Annotated in this window: 15 protein-coding genes; 10 read left to right on the forward strand and 5 right to left on the reverse strand. The window is 61.2% G+C overall.

Features of this window, described 5'->3' with window-relative positions; genetic code table 11:
- Positions 1–20: 20 nt before the first annotated feature.
- Entirely contained in the window at positions 21–3302 is a 3282-nt protein-coding gene (mscM, locus tag IU367_RS05455; protein WP_241325186.1) for a miniconductance mechanosensitive channel MscM, read from the reverse strand.
- A 155-nt stretch (positions 3303–3457) separates the two neighbouring features.
- Here mscM and IU367_RS05460 point away from each other — a divergent pair, with 155 nt between their 5' ends.
- Positions 3458–4792, forward strand: coding sequence for an MATE family efflux transporter (locus IU367_RS05460; RefSeq protein WP_274453634.1), 1335 nt, complete (start codon positions 3458–3460; stop codon positions 4790–4792).
- Positions 4793–4891: 99 nt separating this feature from the next.
- Here IU367_RS05460 and IU367_RS05465 read toward each other — a convergent pair whose 3' ends face one another.
- Together IU367_RS05465 and IU367_RS05470 are read right to left on the reverse strand one after the other, a co-directional pair.
- Positions 4892–5716: a M23 family metallopeptidase gene (locus IU367_RS05465; RefSeq protein WP_274453635.1), complete on the reverse strand. Its 825-nt coding sequence runs from the start codon at positions 5714–5716 to the stop codon at positions 4892–4894.
- Between the two features lie 47 nt (positions 5717–5763).
- Positions 5764–6609: a hypothetical protein gene (locus IU367_RS05470; RefSeq protein WP_274453636.1), complete on the reverse strand. Its 846-nt coding sequence runs from the start codon at positions 6607–6609 to the stop codon at positions 5764–5766.
- Between the two features lie 177 nt (positions 6610–6786).
- Here IU367_RS05470 and IU367_RS05475 point away from each other — a divergent pair, with 177 nt between their 5' ends.
- Complete coding sequence (locus IU367_RS05475) at positions 6787–7563, forward strand: BPSS1780 family membrane protein (protein WP_241278514.1); 777 nt, start codon at positions 6787–6789, stop codon at positions 7561–7563.
- 66 nt (positions 7564–7629) lie between these two features.
- Here IU367_RS05475 and IU367_RS05480 read toward each other — a convergent pair whose 3' ends face one another.
- On the reverse strand, positions 7630–8529 hold the full coding sequence (locus IU367_RS05480) for a LysR family transcriptional regulator (RefSeq protein WP_043135682.1): 900 nt from the start codon (positions 8527–8529) through the stop codon (positions 7630–7632).
- Between the two features lie 127 nt (positions 8530–8656).
- Between IU367_RS05480 and IU367_RS05485 the strand changes: the two genes are divergently transcribed.
- From IU367_RS05485 to oxyR, 4 genes are all read left to right on the forward strand, one after another.
- Positions 8657–9517 carry a Vmh family MBL fold metallo-hydrolase gene (locus tag IU367_RS05485; RefSeq protein WP_043555148.1) on the forward strand — a complete coding sequence of 287 codons (861 nt, stop codon included), beginning with the start codon at positions 8657–8659 and terminating at the stop codon, positions 9515–9517.
- An 82-nt stretch (positions 9518–9599) separates the two neighbouring features.
- On the forward strand, positions 9600–10235 hold the full coding sequence (locus tag IU367_RS05490; RefSeq protein ID WP_274453637.1) for a DsbA family protein: 636 nt from the start codon (positions 9600–9602) through the stop codon (positions 10233–10235).
- A gap of 225 nt (positions 10236–10460) precedes the next feature.
- The gene (locus tag IU367_RS05495) at positions 10461–12101 is read left to right on the forward strand and encodes a methyl-accepting chemotaxis protein (RefSeq protein ID WP_241278513.1); all 1641 of its coding nucleotides are present in this window, start codon (positions 10461–10463) and stop codon (positions 12099–12101) included.
- A gap of 161 nt (positions 12102–12262) precedes the next feature.
- On the forward strand, positions 12263–13159 hold the full coding sequence (oxyR, locus tag IU367_RS05500; protein ID WP_043135675.1) for a DNA-binding transcriptional regulator OxyR: 897 nt from the start codon (positions 12263–12265) through the stop codon (positions 13157–13159).
- A gap of 63 nt (positions 13160–13222) precedes the next feature.
- Here the strand turns inward: oxyR and IU367_RS05505 are convergent, their stop codons facing one another.
- Positions 13223–15712: a penicillin-binding protein 1A gene (locus IU367_RS05505; protein WP_103470991.1), complete on the reverse strand. Its 2490-nt coding sequence runs from the start codon at positions 15710–15712 to the stop codon at positions 13223–13225.
- A 285-nt stretch (positions 15713–15997) separates the two neighbouring features.
- On the opposite strand from IU367_RS05505, the gene tapM reads away from it, so the two are divergent.
- The 4 genes from tapM to IU367_RS05525 are packed head-to-tail and all read left to right on the forward strand — an operon-like array spanning position 15998 to position 18760.
- On the forward strand, positions 15998–17071 hold the full coding sequence (tapM, locus tag IU367_RS05510; RefSeq protein WP_156994840.1) for a PilM family type IVa pilus assembly protein TapM: 1074 nt from the start codon (positions 15998–16000) through the stop codon (positions 17069–17071).
- On the forward strand, positions 17059–17637 hold the full coding sequence (tapN, locus tag IU367_RS05515) for a PilN family type IV pilus biogenesis protein TapN (RefSeq protein WP_043135670.1): 579 nt from the start codon (positions 17059–17061) through the stop codon (positions 17635–17637). The genes tapM and tapN overlap by 13 nt, the downstream gene beginning before the upstream one ends.
- Positions 17634–18233, forward strand: coding sequence for a PilO family type IV pilus biogenesis protein TapO (gene tapO / locus IU367_RS05520; protein ID WP_274453639.1), 600 nt, complete (start codon positions 17634–17636; stop codon positions 18231–18233). The genes tapN and tapO overlap by 4 nt, the downstream gene beginning before the upstream one ends.
- Complete coding sequence (locus IU367_RS05525) at positions 18230–18760, forward strand: pilus assembly protein PilP (protein ID WP_274453640.1); 531 nt, start codon at positions 18230–18232, stop codon at positions 18758–18760. The genes tapO and IU367_RS05525 overlap by 4 nt, the downstream gene beginning before the upstream one ends.
- Positions 18761–18771 lie beyond the last annotated feature (11 nt).

Here is an 18771-nt window from a genome sequence, read left to right on the forward strand (position 1 = left end):
TGGCTCCTGTTGCGCCGCGATCAGGCACGGCTCAGTCGAATGTCGATCTGCTGGTGCGGCAGCCCCAGCCCCTGTTGTTGCAGCTTCTCCAGCACCAGCGAGTGCACCTCGTGAGTGATGGGCATGCGGTGATCCATGCTGTTAACATAGAGCCGGATCTCGTAGATCAGCGCCGAGTCGGTGAATTCGATCAGGAACACCTCGGGGGAGGGGGTCTCCAGCACCAGGGTGGAGGCCCGGATCGACTCTTCCAGAATGGTCTGTACCCGCCTGGGTTCCTGGGTCAGGCCGATGCGGATGCGCAGCCGTACCCGGGTGATGGCATCGGACAGGGACCAGTTGATGAACTGCTCTGTGATGAAGGCCTTGTTGGGGACTATGATCTCCTTCCTGTCCCAATCCACTATGGTGGTGGCGCGGGTCTTGATCTTGGTGACTGTGCCGGTCAGCTCGCGGATGGTGACTGTGTCGCCGAGCCGGATCGGTTTCTCGAACAAAATGATGAGACCCGAGACGAAGTTGGCGAAGATCTCCTGCAGACCGAAACCCAGGCCGAGAGAGAGCGCAGCCACCATCCACTGCGCCTTGGACCAGTCGATGCCGAGGATGGAGAAACCGCTCAGCGCCCCCACCACCAGCACTATGTATTTGGTGACTGTGGTGATGGCAAAGCCGGTGCCGGGGGAGAGGCTCAGGTGCTGGAGCAGGGTCAGCTCCATCAGGCCAGGCAGGTTGCGGGCCGTGACCACGGTCAGGATGAAGGTAAACGCCGTCAGCATCAGATCCTGCAATGTGATGGCGGAGAGCTGCTCTATGCCGCCAATCTTGCTGGTGACCTGCCACACCTCTATGCTGCGCAGGAAGCTGAACGCCGAGTTGAGTTCGGACCACTGCACCACCACCAGCATGGTGAAGCCCAGCATCAGCAGGGTACGCACCAGCCCCAGCGACTGGGCGCTGATGGTATCGAGATCCAGCTCTGTATCTTCCACCACGTCCGGGATCTCCGAGCTGAGCTCGTCGTGCCCCTCCTCCCGGCCGCGCTGGGCCAGTATCTCGGCCCGTTTGCTCTTGGCCCGCTCGAAGGCGAGACGGCGGCGCTGGATCAGCATCCAGCGGTGCGCCAGATAGTAGACGAGCAGGCAGCCAAGCCCCATCAGCAGGCTCAGCTCCAACTGGCGCAGCAGGATGCGCGAGGTGTAGAAGTAGCCGAGCAGGGAGCCGATCACAGCCAGCAGCGGGGCCAGCATCAGGCTGTTCCAGATGAAGTGGTGCAGCAAATGCGGCTTGGTCATGTCGGCCTGGCCCCAGGTGAGCGGCAGCCGCTCCCGGTTGAGACGAGCGAAGAACAGCAGCAGCCAGAGGGCGCCGACGATGAAGGCCATCCGGCCGAGGGAGTCGTAGAAGGCGTGATCCTGATAGCTGTTGGCCATGCCCTGCACGAAGAAGCTCGGGATGATCACCAGCAGCAGGGTGCGAAACTGGCTCCACACCTTCTGCACCCGCTCCTTCTGCCAGCGAAAATGGAGGATCAGGATCCCCTTCTCCAGGGTCAGGTGACGTGCCATCAAGAGTGCCAGCAGCAGGAACCAGATCTCGCCGAGACCGCGGGCCACCGCCACCGCGAACGGATATTGCCAGGCGCCGTCGAGCAGGCCGCGCACCATCAGCACCATGGCGGGCAGGGGCAGGGAGGCGAGCAGGGAGCGCATCAGCAGCCGGCTGGTGAGGCTGAACTTGTCTTGGGTCACCTTGCCGATGCGGGGCGCTATGTGCTGGCTGTATTGGGTCAGATGGCGGGCCAGCTTGAACCAGCACCAGGCCAGCACCAGGATGCCTATGCCGGCGAAGGTGAGGGTGATGGGGTTGTTCTCGGCGATGGCCTGGGGCAGTTGCAACCAGTTGACCGGGTTGAGGGCGAGGCCGAGGGCCGCCGGTACCCCGAGCAGCACGGCCGGGGTGAGCGGGCGCACATCCGGCATCCAGAACAGGTGGCTGGCACTGAGATCGCGGATCTCGTCGATCTTGCTGTTCTGGCGACTGTAGAGCAGCTTGAGCCGGGTCTGTTCCTGGATCAGGCTGTCGGAGGCGTCGTTGAGGCGGGTCAGCAGTTGCCGCCTGGCCTTGAGCAGGTTGTCGAGCACAGCCTGCTGGGATCGGTCGAGGGCCATCTCATCGGTGGCCATCAGCTGCTCGCGCAGCTGGCGCGGATCCTTGAGCGCGTCCTGCTCCGTCTCGTACTGGTACTTGGCCATGCGCGCGTTGACGATGGCGGATTCCAGCTTGTCGAGGGGGAAGTAGGCCGGCAGATCGGAGAGCTTGCTGCGCAGGTTCTCGCCGTAGGCATTGCTGATCTGCAGCCACTCCAATTGCTCCCGCACCGAGTTGACCAGATCGTTCAGGGCCGAGAGGTTCTTGTCGATGGCCCTTTGATCGTCCTGCACCCGCTCTATCTGATCTTCCAGCGCACCGAGCTGGATGGAGAGCGCCTGGTTCTGCTGTTGCTGCTCCAGCAGCAGCGGCATGTCGGAGGTGAGTTGCTTGCGCAGCCGCTCGCTCTCCGCCAGCGCCAGCTCCGTCTTCTCCCGTCGCAGCTGGTTTTGCTGGTTGAGCAGGCTGGTCTGCCACTCGTCCTCGTCCGTGATGGCGAGGTTGAGCTCCTGTAGCTTCAGCTTGCCGAGATCGTTGCGCTGCTGGGCGGAGAGCTGCTCCAGCTCCAGCATCTGGATCCGGTCGGAGAGGCTTTGCTCCTTGAGGCGGGTGACCAGCTGCTGGGCCTCCTGCTGGCGATCCGATTCGCTGCTGAAGCTGAGCCGATCGAGCAGGGTGCGGGTCTGTTGCAACTGCTTGCGCAGCTCGTCGACCCGCAGGTGATACTCCTGGCCCGTGCTCTCCAGCTGGTTGAGGCTGTCCATCACAGCCTGGCGCTCCTTGCGCAGGTTGAGCTGGCGGTTGCTGCTCAGGCCTATGGCCTGGCGCAGCGGCTCCTCCTTGAGGGAAGAGAGCGGCGGGCGAGACTGGGGCTGATAGTTGTGCAGGCTCTCCTTGAGGCGGGCCGACTCCTTGGGGTAGTCGATGAGGATCTGCTGATAGGCCTTGCCCTGCTCGCGATAGCGCTGGGCTTCCCGGGCAAATTGCAGCGCCTGCTGATAACTTTCCCGCAACTTCTGGTTTTCCGGGCTGTCGGTCTTGGGCACGCTCTGCAGCAGCTCCTCCACCTGGGTGATGGCGTCATTGGCCTGAGCGAATGCGGGGGAGAGGCAGAGGGAGAGCAGCAGCAGGGAGAGCAGGCGTTGCAACATGGCGCACGTTTCCGTTCATGAGAGGTCGCCCTAGCCTAAAGCAGGGGCCGAGGCGGGTAAAGTTTTCCATATTAATGATTTGTAACATAAATAACGGGCGATCAGGTCCTTGTTTGGCTATTATTCCGGCCGTTTTCCCCTCCTTAGAGCATCTTATGTCAGCAGTCGATCTGGGCACGGCCCCCCTTTCCCGCCTGTTTTGGCGCTACGTCACGCCGACCGTGGCCGCCATGCTGGTCACCGGCATCTATGTCACCATAGACGGCATCTTCGTCGGCCATATCCTGGGCCAGGACGGGCTGGCGGGCATGATGCTGGCGTATCCCATCTGCGCCGTGCTCTATGCGGTGGGGGCGCTGATCGGCATGGGTTCCTCGTCGCTCGCCTCCTTCTACCTCGGCAAGGGGGAGCAGGCGAAGGCACGCCACATAGTCGGCAATGCGCTGGTGATGGTGCTGCTCGCTTCGGCCGTGCTCGCCTTTATCGGCATCAATTATGGGGATGAGATGCTGGCCTGGATGGGGGCCGAGGGGCTCATATTCGACGCCGGGCTCGCCTATCTGCAGTGGTACGCCTGGCTCGGGGTGTTTGCCGTGCTCTCCATGGCGTTCACCGCCCTGCTGCGCAATGACGGACGACCCGGTCTCGCCACCTGGATCCTGGTGGGCGGCGGCGTACTCAACGTCTTGCTCGATTACCTGCTGATGGCGGTCGTCCCCTGGGGCCTGGCGGGGGCGGCCATCGCCACCATGCTCTCCCAGGCGGTGACCGGCGGCCTCTGTTTGTGGCACTTCTTCACCCCGCGCAGCCAGTTGCGCATTCGCTGGGATACGCTGGTACCGGACTGGCGACTGATGCGGGAGACGCTGCGGCTCGGGATGTCGAGCTTTCTGATGTACCTTTACCTGTCGGTGGTGCTGGCGTTGCACAACAAGGCGCTGCTGGCGGTGGGTACCTCGCTGCACGTGGCCGCCTATGGCGTCATCAGCTACAGCGAGGCCTTCTTCTATCTCATCTTCGAGGGGATCGCCATGGGCATACAGCCTATCGCCAGCTTCAACGCGGGGGCGGGCAACTGGCAACGGGTGCTGCGGGTGCGCAACCTGGCGCTGGGCGTCACCCTGCTGGTGGCGCTGTGCGGCATGATCCCGCTCTATCTGTGGCCGGAAGGGGTCGTCTATCTGTTTGCCGGCGACAACGCGGCCCTCTTGCCGGTGGCGAGCCTCGGCATCTGGCTCTACTTCTGGGGGCTGCCGATGGAAGGGCTGTTGCTGGTGGGGGCCACCTACTTCCAGGCCATCAACCGGGCCCGCATCGCCTCCCTGCTCACCGGCGGCAAGCTGGTGCTGATTGGCGGCTTCCTGTGGGGCTTCTCCTCCCTGTGGGGGGTGGCCGGGGTCTGGCTGGCATTGCCGACTTGCAGCACAGTGCTGGTGCTGGTGATGTGGTGGGCCATGCGCAAGGAGGCCGGCCTGCACGCCGCCGCCTGATACGCCGTCATCCGTCCATGAAAAAGGCAGCCCGGGCTGCCTTTTTCATTTTATCCTGCCTGCTCATCACAGCAGATGGACGGGATTGGCTGTCTCGAGTCAGGGCTTGAAGGCGCCGATGAAGATGGCGGGATCGATGCGGGCGTCGTTGAGGCTGACGTTCCAGTGCATGTGGGGACCGGTGGCGCGACCGGTGGCACCGACCCGGCCGACTATGCCGCCGCGGGGCAGGGTCTGGCCCAGCTTCACGTCGATCTTCGACATGTGGCAGAACATGCTGATCAGCCCCTGGCCGTGGTCGACGAAGACGGTGTTGCCATTGAAGAAGTAGTTGCCGATCAGGATCACCTTGCCGGAGGCCGGGGCCTTGATGGGGGTGCCGGCACCGACCGCGAAGTCGAGGCCTGAGTGGGGGTTGCGCTCTTCGCCGTTGAAGAAGCGGCGCAGGCCGAACGGGCTGGAGAGCGGGCCCTGCACCGGCTTGTCGAACAGCAGGTTGCTGGGCTGGGTCGGGCTGAAGGTTTGATAGGCGCGGGTCTGCTCCGCCAGTTCGCGGTTGATGCGCGTCATGTCTTCGGCCAGCGGGTTGACCTGGCGGCTGTTTTTGAGCTTGATGTGCTGCTCGCGGTAGTGCTTGTTGCCGACCGTGAAGCCGAGGGTGCGACCATCATTCACCGTCAGGGTATGAGCCCCTTGCTGGCTTTTGAGGGGAATGCCGACGATGGCGATCCAGCGGCGATCCTCTTCCCGCACCACCAGCACGGGCTTGTCCTGATAACGGGCGGCGGGGGCCTGCGCTGCATTGCCAAGCGGCACCACGGCAACGCCGCCCGGCACCGGATGGTTGAGCAGACGGCTGATAAATCCCTCGGCGAGGGCGCACTGGCTGGCCAGCAGCAACAAGATACAACAAACGACTCTCATGACGGTTCCACGTTATGGGTTGGGTCAAACGAACCAGGGCAAGGGCATCAGGACGCGGGCTGGAAGCGCTGATAGATGGCTTCCATCTGGACCGACACCTCCTGGCGTACCAGATCCAGCTCCAGCATGTCCTGCACGACTTTCAGCTGGCTCGGGTTGAGGAAGGCGCGGCTGCTCTCCAGCACGCGCTGGGTATAGGCCTTCTGGTTCTCCAGATAGGTGCCGGCATCGCCACTCTCCTGCTGGGCCAGTTGCTGGTTGGCATCGCTCAGCAGACGCGTCAGGGATTGGCGCTGGGTCGGGGCCAGCAGCTCGCCGCGCTCCGCCAGTCGGCCCTGGATCTCCAGCAGGCGGTTGATGTCGCCCGAGTAGAGCTCCTGTTCCAGCCGGGTGCGGGTGTCGTCACCCAGCAGGTTGCTGATGTTGCTCCAGATGCGCTGGCTCTCCTGCTCGTAGGCATCGGGGTGATCGAAACCGAGGCGATAAAGTTCGCGCAGCTGCTCCTGTACCTGAGCGCGCACGTCCTCCACCACGTCCAGCCGATCGAACACTGTGGTGAGCTGGCTGCCCTGCTCGGCATCGTAGAGCCGCTCTATCAGCACAGAGCCGTCGCTGGACTGGCTCCACTGGCTGATGGCGGCCTCCAGCTCCGGATTGGGGGCCATGGCCTCCTGTGCGGGGGCGGGCTCACCCTGCGATCCCTTGCCGGGCAGCTTGGCCATCAGGTTCTGACTGGCACTCTGGCTGGCCGCTGTATCGCACTGGGCCAGGGCTGAGCTGTCAGCGGCGTCGGGTTGCGGCTGGGGCGCTGGGGGGGTGGATTGATCCTGCCATTGCCAGAGGTTGAGCAGCAGGGAGGCCAGCAGGATCGGCGCCAGATGAAGTGTACGCATCTTGGATTCTCTTGAATAAGTGAATGCCCCTGGTGCGGGGGTCTCTTATGATAACCGTAACGTCTGATACAAGCAGCCCTGACGTGCGAAGCCGCAACCCGCGATCGTCCGCCATTGAGTCAGCCGGCCCATGGCTCTAGAATCGGCAGCCAGCCCGTCATCATCTGAGGAAACGTTATGAATGGATTGTCCCCCCTGCGCGCCGAGCCCGCCCGTCACCCCATCGGGCGTGGCTGGGTCTGGGTGCGATCCGGCTTCGATATTTTCAACAAGGGCATGGGCGTCAGTGTCGCCATGGTCCTGATCTGGTTCGCGGTCGGCCTGCTGCTGGAACGCCTGCCAGCGGGCGGCCTCATCTCCCAGTTGCTCTACATGGTGTGGGGCGCGGGCTGGGTGGTGGTGGCCCAGCGTGGCTACGAGGGCAATCAGCTCAAGTTTGCCGACTTCTTCGCCGGGTTTCGCAACAAGCTGACCCCGCTGATGCTGGGTGGCCTGCTGGTGCTGGCCCTGTTCATTCTGATCGGGCTCATCTGCCTCGGGCTGCTCTCCATGTGGGGGTTGACCTCCCTGCTGACCCAGGATCCCGAGTCCATGGTGGTGAGCGTGGCGCAGGCGCAGGGGCTGCTGCTCTGCCTGCTGCTGGGGCTGGCACTGCTGATCCCGGTGTTGATGGCCATCACCTTCGCGCCCGCCCTCATCTATTTCCACGATGTCGGCATATTGCAGGCCGCCAAGCTCAGCTTCAAAGGTTGCCTGACCAACATGTGGCCCTTCTTCTGGTGGGGGCTGATTGCCGCCGGCTTGATGCTGTTTGGCGCCGCCCTGATGTTGATCGGCCTGCTGGTGGTGATACCGGCCCTCAATTACTCCATCTATGTGGCGTACCGGGACATCTATCTGGATGTGTCGCAGGAGGCGCCGTCCGAGGCTCCGCTGACCGGCTTCGAAGCCTGATCCGGATGCGGGTAATCGGATGTCATGAACAAGAAGGGGCCTGCGGGCCCCTTTTGCATGGTGGCGTTACTCCTGCCACATGGGATCGGCCGCCATGCGCACCACCAGGAAATCGAGGAAGCTGCGCAGCAGGGGCGACATCTGCTTGCGGGTGCCATAGACACCGTAGACCCCGAGGCGCTTGGGTTGCCATGCCTCGAGCAGGGGCACCAGGGCGCCACTCTCCAGCTGGGATTGCACCGAGTAGCGGGGCTGCATGCTGATGCCGGCGCCACCCAGGGTCGCCTCCAGCAGCAGGTTGGATATGTTGGCACTGAGATTGCCGCTGACCGGCACGGATTCAGGCCCGGCGGGTCCCTGAAACTCCCACAGGCTCTTGCCGAAATAGGTGTAGGTGAGGCAGTTGTGCAGGGCGAGATCCTGCACCTTGTGCGGCGTCGGGTGTCTGGCCAGATAGGCCGGGCTGGCACAGACCACTGAGTGGCAGGTGCCGAGCCGGCGGGCCACCAGGTTGGGATCCAGATCATTGGTGATGCGAATGGCCAGATCGATCCGCTCCTCCACCAGGTTGACGGTGCGGTCCAGCAGCAGGATGTCGATGGCGGTGCCCGCATACTGGGCCAGATAGTCGTTGGCGGCCCCCACCAGCAGGGCCTCTGAGAGGGAGTAACTGCTGGTGATGCGCAGTTGCCCCTTGGGCGCCTCATCGCCGCGGATGGCGATCTGCTCCATCTCCTCCCCCAGTGCCAGCATGGCCCTGGCGCGGTTCAATGCCTCTTCACCAGGTCCTGTCAGGCTCAACCGCCGGGTGGTGCGGTGCAGCAGACGGGCCCCCATCCACTGCTCCAGTTCAGCCAGGTAGCGCGTCACCATGGCGCGCGACATCTCCAGCTTCTCCCCGGCGCCGCTCAGGCTGCCCTGTTCGACTACGCTGACAAAGACCCGTAATGCGGTCAGTCGATCCATCTGCAGGCCCTCTATATGCTCGATTAATGCAACAGTGATGTGCTTATTATGCTGTATTTGTACCGTTAATGATCCAATAAACTGTGTCCATCTGATGAACCCCTGATGACTTGATGAGGAATACCCGATGAACAACACCCTGATCCGCAACCTGACCCTGGCCACCACCCTGCTGAGTGGCGCCGCCATGGCAGCCCCCCTGACAGTGACCGTCTACAACCCGGGCGAGAAGGCCATCTTCCCTGTCTCCTCTTCCCTAGTGGCCGGTGACAAAGAGGCCATTCTGATCGATGCCCAGTTTGATGTGAAAAATGGCCAGGCCCTGGTCGACATGATCAAGCAAAGCGGCAAGCAGCTGACCACCGTCTATATCAGCGCGGGGGATCCCGACTTCTACTTCGGTCTGGAGCCCATCATGAAGGCGTTTCCGAAAGTCAAAGTCCTGGCGGACCAGCATGTGGTCGACCACATCAACAAGACCAAGGATGACAAGCTGACCTATTGGGGACCCATCCTGGGCGCAGGTGCACCCAAAGCTCTGACGGTACCGGAAGTGATGACCGCCTCTTACCTGACCCTCGAAGGCGAGAAGATCGAGATCAAGGAGATGAACACGCCGACCGCTTACCTGTGGGCGCCGTCCATCAAGACAGCATTGGGTGGTGTGCCCGTCTACAGCGGCGTGCACGTCTGGATGGCGGACAGCCAGACCAAGGAAGCCCGCGCTCACTGGGTGAAGACCCTCAACGAGCTGCTGGCCATGAAACCCGAGCGTGTCGTGCCAGGCCACTTCCTGGGGACTGCGCCCAAGGGTACCGAAGCCGTGACCTTCACCCGTGACTATGTTCAGCGCTTCGAGCAGGAGCTGGCCAAGTCCAAAAACTCCGGCGAGCTGATTGAAGGCCTGAAGAAAGCCTTCCCGTCCCTGCCGGTCGACGATGGTCTGGCCATAGGTGCCAAGGTCAACACCGGTGAAATGAAGTGGTAATTGCCTGACGCCTGCTTCCCTGTGTTTTTTTACCGGGCCCTAGGGCCCGGTTTTTTTAGCCAAACAATCGAGAATGAATCACATGAACGAGACAAGCCTGCATTACGTATACGACCCCCTCTGCGGCTGGTGCTATGGTGCTGCCCCCTTGCTGCAAGCGGCGGCCGGGATCCCCGGTCTTCACATAGAGCTGCATGCCGGCGGCCTCTGGCTGGGCGAGCGTCGTCAACCCATGGGTCAGGCCCTGCGTGACTACGTCCGCCCTCATGACGAGCGGATCCAGGCCCTGACTGGCCAGCCCTTCGGTGAGGGTTATTTCAACGACTTGCTGCTGCGCGATGGCCTGTTGCTCGACTCGGAGCAACCCATCCGCGCCATATTGGCGATGTCGACGTTGGGCGGCAATGGTCTGACCCTGCTGCATCGCATCCAGCAGTCCCACTACCGCGACGGCATCTGGATCGGTTCCCTCGAGCAGCTGAGCAGCCTGGCGGCGGAGCAGGGCATCGATGCCGCGGCATTTGCAGATGCTTATCAGAACGTGGATCTGGCCGGCCATCTGGCAGCCAGCCAGGGCTGGATGCGCCGCCTCGGTGGGCAGGGCTACCCGACCCTGGGGTTGGTGCAAGGGGACAAGGTGACGCCGCTGTCCGCCTCTTCCTTCCTGGGCGAGCCGGCGGCCTTTGCCCGCCAGATCCAGGCGGTGATGGGACGCTGAAACCCCGTCTTGTCGATTGGTGGGCAGGATGACGAGCAAACCCAGGCTGAGAGGGACAGATTTTTCCTACCCGCTTGATCCTCATGCTATCCGTGGGCATGACGATATATTGACTAGCGGATAGTTTGAAAATCATCCGCTTGCGATCATCGCGCTATGCTCTATGGGTGATGGCTCGGGAGTTCGGCTCCACGGGTTTGCGTCTAGCCGCCAAGGATACCAATCATGTTCAAAAATATGTCTATAGGTCAGAAGTTGAGTGCCGGCTTTGCCGTATTGGCCTTGCTGGTGCTGGGGTTGGCGTGGTTTTCCATCGCTCAGCTGTCACGCCTCTACGGTGATACTGAAACCATCTCCGGGAATTTGTTGCCATCGACCCGCTATGCCAGCCAGATGCATGTGGCCATTCTCGATGCCCGTCGCTCCGAGCTGGCTCAGGTCATCGGCGGCCTGAACAAGGATGCCCAGGAGGTCAGTGACCGCACCGCCACCTTTAACAAGGCGAAGCAGGAGTTTGATGCGGCGGCGCAAAAATATGGCTCGCTGCCCTTCAGCACGGATGAAGAGCGGCAGACCTACGAGCAGTTGATTGCTGCCGGTGCCAAATATTTCTCCGTGCATGAGGAGCTGGTGGCCGCCTTTGCCAACGGGGATCTGGAGAAGGTCAAGAGCCTGCGCAAGAACGAGACCCGGATCGCACTGGAGGAGGTGGGTTCCAAATCTTATCGTCTGCGCGAGATCAACAACGAAATTGCCGACGGCATGGTCAAATCGGTCGCCGAGCTTTACAGCAACTCGCGCAACATGAGCATCCTGGTGGGAGTGATGACGCTGGCGTTCGTCGTCGTCGTGGCCTGGTTGCTGACCGGCCAGATCCGCAATCCCGTCATGGCCCTGCTGGAGCAGACTCGCAAGGTCTCTGCCGGCGATCTGGCGACGCACCTCGACTTGAGACAGTTCAACAACGACGAACTGGGCCAACTGGCCAAAGGCTTTGGCGAGATGCAGAAAAACTTGCGCAACCTGGTCAGCGAGGTGTCCGGTTCAGTGGTACAGCTCAGCTCGGCGGCGGAAGAGATCAGCGCAGTAGCCCGTCAGTCTGCCAACAATATGAACAGCCAGCAGCATGAGCTGAACCAGCTGGCGACCGCCATGAACGAGATGCAGGCCACGGTGCAGGAGGTGTCCCGCAATACCAGCGATGCCGCCAGTGCTGCCAGTGCCGCCAGCAGCACGGCCGAGCTGGGGGCTCGCACCGTCAACGACTCCATCAAGCGCATCGAGCAGGTGGCTGGCGCCATCGAGAGCACGGCCGTGGTGATCCGTCAGCTCGGCGATGACAGCCGCAACATCGGCATGGTGCTCGAAGTGATCCGCGGGATCGCCGAACAGACCAACCTGCTGGCGCTCAACGCCGCCATAGAAGCGGCCCGGGCCGGTGAACAGGGTCGTGGTTTCGCCGTGGTGGCCGATGAGGTGCGTACCCTGGCGAAACGGACTCAGGATTCCACCTCCCAGATCAACACCATCATTGCCGAACTGCAGCAGCGGGCCGAACAGGCCGGCACCACCATGCAGCAGAGCCAGGACATGATGAACTCCACAGTGAGCACGGCGCGGGAGGCGGGAGCGTCCATTTCCGAGATCAGTGGCTCTGTGGAGAGCATCTCCCACATGAACATACAGATCGCGACCGCGACCGAAGAGCAGGGGGCTGTGAGCGAAGAGCTCAACCGCAACGTGGTCAACATCAGCCATGCCTCGGAAGAGGTGGCGGCTGGCGCGACCCAGATGGCACAGGCCTGCAACGACCTTAACCACCTGGCGACCCAGCTGCAGGAGATGGTACGTCGCTTCCGGGTGTAATGAGGGTTTGACACTCGCCGCTTGAGCGGGCCCGGATCCTGGATCCGGGCCCGTTTTGTTTTTCCATCTACCCCTCTTTTTCCATTCAGTCACCATCCCTTGTCCCTCCAGTCTTTCTTGGGCATGCTAATGGCCCAATTGGTTGGCAGGATTCTGGATGTATGAACCTTCGCGATCTCGAGTATTTGGTGGCATTGGAAGAGGAGAAGCACTTTCGCAAGGCGGCGGAGCGCTGCTTCGTCAGCCAGCCGACCCTGAGCGGCCAACTGCGCAAGCTGGAGGACGAGCTGGGGGTGATCCTGATCGAGCGCACCTCCCGCAAGGTGCTGTTTACCCCGGCCGGTGACGCCATGGCCCATCAGGCCCGCAAGGTGCTAAAAGAGGTGCGTGAGCTCAAGAGCATAGGCCAGCACTTCGCCGAACCCATGTCCGGAGAGATCCATATCGGTTTCATTCCCACTGTCGGCCCCTATCTGCTGCCCCACATCATCCAGGATCTGCGCGAGCATTTTCCCAAGCTGGAGTTCTATCTCTATGAGGAGCAGACCCAGGTGCTGCTCAAGCGGCTGGAGGAAGGGGAGCTGGATTGTCTCATCCTCGCCGAACTTGAGGGGATGGAAGGGTTTGGCTCGATTCCCCTCTATCAGGAGCCCATGTGGCTGGCGGTACCGCAGCATCACCCGGAAGCCAGGGCCAAGTCGGTACCGCTCAGCAATCTCAAGGGCAAGAAACTGCTGATGCTGGCCGATGGCCACTGTCTGCGGGATCAGGCGATGGGGTTCTGCTTCGCCGCGGGTATTGGTGAGGATCAGCGCTTCAAGGGCACCAGCCTGGAGACGTTGCGCAACATGGTCGCCGCGGGCAGCGGCATGACGCTGGTGCCCAAACTGGCCGTGCCTGCCAATGCGGAGGAAGGGGGGGTCAGTTATCGCCCCGTGATTGACCCGGTGCCGGGCCGTGCCATCTCGTTGCTCTATCGCCACTACTCGGTACGCAGGCCCTGCTTCAACGAGCTGGCTGCCCGTATCTCCAGTCTGATGAAGAGCCTGCTTGGTTGATATTTCCGAAGCAGATAAAAAAACCGGCGCCAAGGCGCCGGTTTTTTTATCTTGAGCTGTCGCTTAGAAGATATCGTCGGTAGAGACGGGTCCGTCAGTGGGCGAGCCGTCGCCGCCATACACCTGATTGCCGTCCGAGCTCTGGGTCGCATAGCGGGTCGGCTCAGTGCCTTCCTTGAAGAACTCTTCAGTGCTGCTGCCATCGGTGCGATTGGTCAGCAGACCGGTCTCGCGATCGACCCGTACCGTGATGATCCCCTCGGGTACCGGCATCTTGCGCTCGGGCACCTGCTTGAGCGCCGTCTTCATGAAGTCGATCCAGATAGGCTGGGCCGCGCCGCCGCCGAACTCGGCCCGGCCAAGACCCCGCTGGTGGTTGTCAAAACCTATCCAGGAGGTGGCGACCAGGTTCGGCGTGTAACCGGAGAACCAGGCATCACGGGATTCGTTGGTGGTCCCTGTCTTGCCGGAGATGTCGTGACGCTTGAGGTCGCGAGCCGCCCGCCAGCCGGTACCGCGCCAGCCGTTGCCACCCCAGATGGCGGTGGTCAGGGTATCCGTGACCAGGAAGGTGCTCTGGGCACTGATGGTCTGCGGTGCCATGTTGTTGGGCACGACAGGATCGATCGGGCACTGGGCCTTCCAGTCGCCGCCGGTATTGGCGTAGGCATCGGCACTGTCGAGACCTGCCGCGGCCAGCACGCCGCAATCACGACAGGCGGCGGCAGGGTTGGCCTGGTACAGGGGCTCCCCGAAGCTGTCGGTCACGTCCGTGATGAAATAGGGGGTGACCTGGAAGCCGCCGTTGGCCATGACGGAATAACCGCGCACCACTTCCAGCGGGGTGAATTCGGCGGCGCCCAGCGCCAGCGATTCATTGCGGGATATGGTGTCGCGTGCGAACCCGAAGCGGGTCAGGCCGTCGATATAGGTATCCAGACCGATGGCGCGCATCAGTCGCACCGACATCACGTTCTTGGACTTGGCAAGACCGAGCCGCAGCGAGGTGGGACCTTCGTAGATGGCCGGGGAGTTCTTGGGCTGCCACATGGGGCCCTTGGAGGGGTCCCACTGGTTGATCGGCGCATCATTGATGAGGGAGGCCAGGGTATAGCCCTGCTCCAGCGCGGTGGCATAGAGGAAGGGCTTGATGTTGGAGCCTATCTGACGGCGCGCCTGATCGACCCGGTTGAATTTGGACAGCTCGAAGCTGAAGCCGCCGACCAGGGCCTCGATGGCGCCATCCTGCGGGTTCATGGCCACCAGGGCGGCGTTGACCTCGGGGATCTGGGAGAGCAGCAGCTCTTCACCCTTCTCCCGCACCCAGATTTGGGCGCCGACTTTCAGCATGTCACGGGCGGAGCGGGGGGCGAAGCCCTGGCGATCATCGGTGATGAAGGCGCGAGCCCATTTGATGCCGTTCCAGCCGAGTTCTGCCTGCTTGCCATTTTTCAGCACCAGGGTCGCACTCTTGTCACCCAGCTTGGTGACCACGGCGGCCATCAGAGGCTCGTAAGTGGGCTGCTTGGCCAGGTGCGCCATGATCTGGTCGTAATCCCAGTCGGCTTCTCCCGCTTTCCACAGCTGGGCTGTCGTGCCGCGGTAGCCATGACGGGTATCGTAGTCGAACACGCCATCCAGCAGGGCCAGACGGGCGGCACGCTGGCGCTTGGCAGTAACAGTGGTGTAGACGTGCAGGCCCATGGTGTAGGCGTCTTCACCAAACTGCTCCACCATCTTCTGGCGCACCATCTCCCCCAGGTAAGGGGCATTGAGGGTGATCTCGGCGCCGTGATAGCGGGCCTTGATCGGCATCTTGGAGGCCTCGTCATACTGGGCCTGGGTGATCTTGCCGGTTTCCAGCATGCGACCCAGCACCACGTTGCGGCGGGCGAAGGCACGCTCCGGTGAACGGATCGGGTTCAACATGGACGGCGCCTTGGGCAGGCCGGCTATGATGGCGATCTCGTCCAGGGTCAGGTCTTTGACCTCTTTGCCGAAGTAGACCTGAGCGGCGGCGCCTATCCCGAACGCGCGGTAACCGAGCGGTATCTTGTTGAGGTAGAGCTGCAGTATCTCGTCCTTGGAGAGATTCTGCTCGATACGCCAGGCCAGGAACACTTCCTTGACCTTGCGCACTATGGTCTTCTCATTGCTCAGGAAGAAGTTGCGGGCGACCTGCTGGGTGATGGTACTGGCGCCTTGGCGGGCATGGCCGGAGACGGCCCAGACGGTGGCGGCTCGAATGATACCGATCGGGTCTATTCCCGGGTGCTCATAGAAGCGGGCATCCTCGGTCGCGAGCACGGCATCTATCATGGACTGGGGAATTTCATCCAGACGCAGCGGGATGCGACGAATTTCGCCAAATTGGGAGATCAATTCCCCATCCCGGCTGTACACCTTCATCGGGGTGGCCAGCTTGACGTCGCGCAGCGCGGTCACATCGGGCAACTGGGGCTTGATGTAGAAGTAGATGCCGATGAGGCTGGCAACACCCAGCACTGCACCCAGCATCATGACAATAAACAGGCGTACGAGCCATTTCAGCATGGAAGAACTACCAATCGTCTTAAAATTAGCCAACGGGCGCAGAGTATAGCCCTTTTGCCTCCGGGAATTCGAGGTTTTCCTGTCAGCAGTCAGGCTCCTCGAGAAGAGGCGGGAGGTTAGCATTCTGCGGCTCAATAACCAAGGGGAGGCGGGGGCGGCAAGAAAGCGAGATGCATCACTTTTCGGTGTAAACTTTATGACATTGATAGATAGAGCATTTAGGATGAGTTAAGTCATCATCATCTGATTAGCTGTCCTACAATCAATCCTAAAACCCAATAACGCATGGATGTGTATATGTTTGGGCTATTCAATAAAGGTTCCCTGCTTCCTCTGGCGGGTATTGATTTTGGGAGCCAGACCATCAAGGCTGTCACTATCACCGGGCGCCCCGGCAAGCTGCATTTTGAATCTGTGGCCGAAGTGGCGACCCCCAAGGGCACCCTGGTCGATTATCAGTTGCAGGATATCGAACGGGTCAGCCAGTCTCTCAAGGCCCTCAAGCGCCTCATCTCTGGCAACAGCCAGTACGTGGCGACGGCCGTCACCGGTTCCAATGTGATCACCAAAGTCATTCAGGTTGATGCCAGCCTGGGTGAGAACGAGCTGGAAAATCAGGTCCAGATGGAGGCCGAACAGCTCATCCCATTCCCCCTCGATGAAGTGAGCCTGGATTTTGAGATCCTCGGCAAGGTCAATGATCAGGATCGCCAGGAGGTGCTGCTGAGCGCCGCCCGTACCGAGAGCGTGAGCGGTCGGGTCACGGCACTGGCCGAAGCCGAGATGACCACCAAGGTAGTGGACGTGGGGGCTCATGCGCTGGGCCGCGCCGTCCTCGCCTGTCTGCCCGATTTGCTTGCCTGGGAAAAGCCGGTTGGCGTTATCGATATCGGTGCCAGTGCCATGACCTTTGCCGCGCTAGTCAAGGGCGAGGTGATCTACTCCCGTCTGCAGAATTTCGGCGGTGATCAATACAGCCAGGCATTGGCCTCTTTCTACAACCTGTCGCTGGACGATGCAGAGCAGGCCAAGCTGCAGGGCAAATTGCCGGTTGATTACGAGCTGGATGTGCTGCTGCCTCACATTAATGCCTTGCTGCAGCAAGTCAGGCGCAACGTTCAGCTGTTTTGCAGCTCCTCCGGACACAGGGAGCTCTCCAAGCTGGTGCTGACTGGCGGTGGCAGCCTGCTACCCGGGCTGGTCGCCCAGGTCGGCAATGAACTCAATTGTGAAGTATTGCATCCCGATCCCTTCGCCCTGTTTGGCAAACCCAAAGGGGAGGGGGGGCTTGCCCATGGTGCCAAGTACATGACGGCGCTGGGTCTGGCATTGAGGAGCTTCACGCCATGTCAAATATAAACCTACTCCCCTGGCGCGAAGCCAGAGCTCAGCGACAGAAGAAACAGTTCGGGGTCATGCTCGGGATTTTCCTGGCGATCACCGCTTCCCTCGGCTTTGCCGCCGACTGGCTGGTGGAGCAGCAGATCAGTCATCAACAGCAGCGCAATCAACGCTTGCAGCAGGAGATGACCATACTCGACGCACAGCTCGGCGAGATCCGCTTGCTCAAGGAAAGGCGCAAGGAGCTGATCGATCGCATGCAACTGATCGAGCATCTGCAGATGCGTCGCAATCTGCCGGTTCGGCTGTTCAACCAGTTGCCCTCGCTGGTGCCCAATGGTGTGTATCTGAACACGCTGGCCTTGCAAGACAACCGGATCGACGTCAACGGCAAGACCGAGGCCTATGGCCGGGTTGCCAGCATGATGCGACGCATCGATGGCTCCGGCTGGCTGGGGCAGTCACAGATCAGCACGATTTTTGCGGCCGACGTTGCGCCTGTCTCGCTGAGCCAGTTCTCCATGATGTTCCAGGTCGCAGCTGCGGCTGGCGCCACCGTCGATGCGGTTAAGGGGCAAGAATGAACCTGCAACAGCTCAATGAACTGGATCTCAACAACATTGCTGGCTGGCCCAAGTTGGCCAAAGGCATTTTCATCCTGTTTTTCTGTGCCTTGCTGGGCGGTGCCATCTATTACTACGTGATTGCGCATTCATTGACCTTGTTGACAGAGGAAACCAACAAGGAGGCTGAACTGAAGGCGCAGTTCGAGAGCAAGGCGATGCTGGCGGCCAATCTGGGGGCATACAAGATACAGATGGTACAGCTTGAGCAGTTGGTCGATACCCAGCTCAAACAGTTACCCAATACGCACGAAGTGGCCGGCTTGCTGGACGATATCAGCTTCATTGCGACCGACAATGGTCTCAAATTGAATCGCATCAACTGGGAGCCCGAGATAAAGCACGAGTTTTCCACCGAACTGCCCATGCGGATCGAGGTGGTGGGCACCTACCATGAGATTGGCAAGTTCACGGCCGACATGGCGGCGCTGCCGCGGATCGTCATCCTGGAGTCGTTCACCCTGGGTCAGAGCAAGGAGCCGGACGAGATGATCGGCATGTCGATGCTGGCCAAGACCTACAAGTACAACGGCAAGACAGTGGGGCAGAAAAAATGAGAATGATCTGCGTACTGTTGCCCGTCTGTCTGCTGACAGCCTGCGGTGGGCAGGATGACATGGATAACTATGTGGCTCAGACCAAGGCCAGACAGCCTGTGCCTATCGAGCCGCTGCCTGAAATCAAACCCTTTTCGCCCATGGCCTATCACCTCAGCGATCAGCGCAGCCCCTTCATTGCGCCCCAGCCAGAGGCCAGCAGCGCCAAGGTGGATGCCAAGGTGAAACCGGATTGTGCCCAGATAGTCGCCAACAGAGAGAAGGAAGTGTTGGAGAGCTATTCGCTTGCCAGCCTGGTCATGCAGGGATCGCTCGGCAAGCAGGGCCAGTTGTGGGCCTTGATCCGGACGCCGGATGGCCAATCCGTCCGGGTGGGTCTCAACCAACATATGGGACTGGATCAGGGTCGGGTGATCAGGATCACTGACACTTACGTGGATTTGATTGAGACTATACCGGATGGCAAAGGATGCTGGGTCACCAGAGAAACCCAGTTGGGCATGGCCAATCTTGAAGCAAAACGATAATCAGGGATGAC

This window comes from Aeromonas bestiarum (genome assembly GCF_028751155.1).
GTDB lineage: Bacteria > Pseudomonadota > Gammaproteobacteria > Enterobacterales > Aeromonadaceae > Aeromonas > Aeromonas bestiarum.

Bases quoted from the DNA above. Each gene is read 5' to 3' on its own strand.
- mscM (WP_241325186.1), bottom strand. From the start codon at position 3,302: ATGTTGCAACGCCTGCTCTCCCTGCTGCTGCTCTCCCTCTGCCTCTCC.
- IU367_RS05460 (WP_274453634.1), top strand. From the start codon at position 3,458: ATGTCAGCAGTCGATCTGGGCACGGCCCCCCTTTCCCGCCTGTTTTGG.
- IU367_RS05465 (WP_274453635.1), bottom strand. From the start codon at position 5,716: ATGAGAGTCGTTTGTTGTATCTTGTTGCTGCTGGCCAGCCAGTGCGCC.
- IU367_RS05470 (WP_274453636.1), bottom strand. From the start codon at position 6,609: ATGCGTACACTTCATCTGGCGCCGATCCTGCTGGCCTCCCTGCTGCTC.
- IU367_RS05475 (WP_241278514.1), top strand. From the start codon at position 6,787: ATGAATGGATTGTCCCCCCTGCGCGCCGAGCCCGCCCGTCACCCCATC.
- IU367_RS05480 (WP_043135682.1), bottom strand. From the start codon at position 8,529: ATGGATCGACTGACCGCATTACGGGTCTTTGTCAGCGTAGTCGAACAG.
- IU367_RS05485 (WP_043555148.1), top strand. From the start codon at position 8,657: ATGAACAACACCCTGATCCGCAACCTGACCCTGGCCACCACCCTGCTG.
- IU367_RS05490 (WP_274453637.1), top strand. From the start codon at position 9,600: ATGAACGAGACAAGCCTGCATTACGTATACGACCCCCTCTGCGGCTGG.
- IU367_RS05495 (WP_241278513.1), top strand. From the start codon at position 10,461: ATGTTCAAAAATATGTCTATAGGTCAGAAGTTGAGTGCCGGCTTTGCC.
- oxyR (WP_043135675.1), top strand. From the start codon at position 12,263: ATGAACCTTCGCGATCTCGAGTATTTGGTGGCATTGGAAGAGGAGAAG.
- IU367_RS05505 (WP_103470991.1), bottom strand. From the start codon at position 15,712: ATGCTGAAATGGCTCGTACGCCTGTTTATTGTCATGATGCTGGGTGCA.
- tapM (WP_156994840.1), top strand. From the start codon at position 15,998: ATGGATGTGTATATGTTTGGGCTATTCAATAAAGGTTCCCTGCTTCCT.
- tapN (WP_043135670.1), top strand. From the start codon at position 17,059: ATGTCAAATATAAACCTACTCCCCTGGCGCGAAGCCAGAGCTCAGCGA.
- tapO (WP_274453639.1), top strand. From the start codon at position 17,634: ATGAACCTGCAACAGCTCAATGAACTGGATCTCAACAACATTGCTGGC.
- IU367_RS05525 (WP_274453640.1), top strand. From the start codon at position 18,230: ATGAGAATGATCTGCGTACTGTTGCCCGTCTGTCTGCTGACAGCCTGC.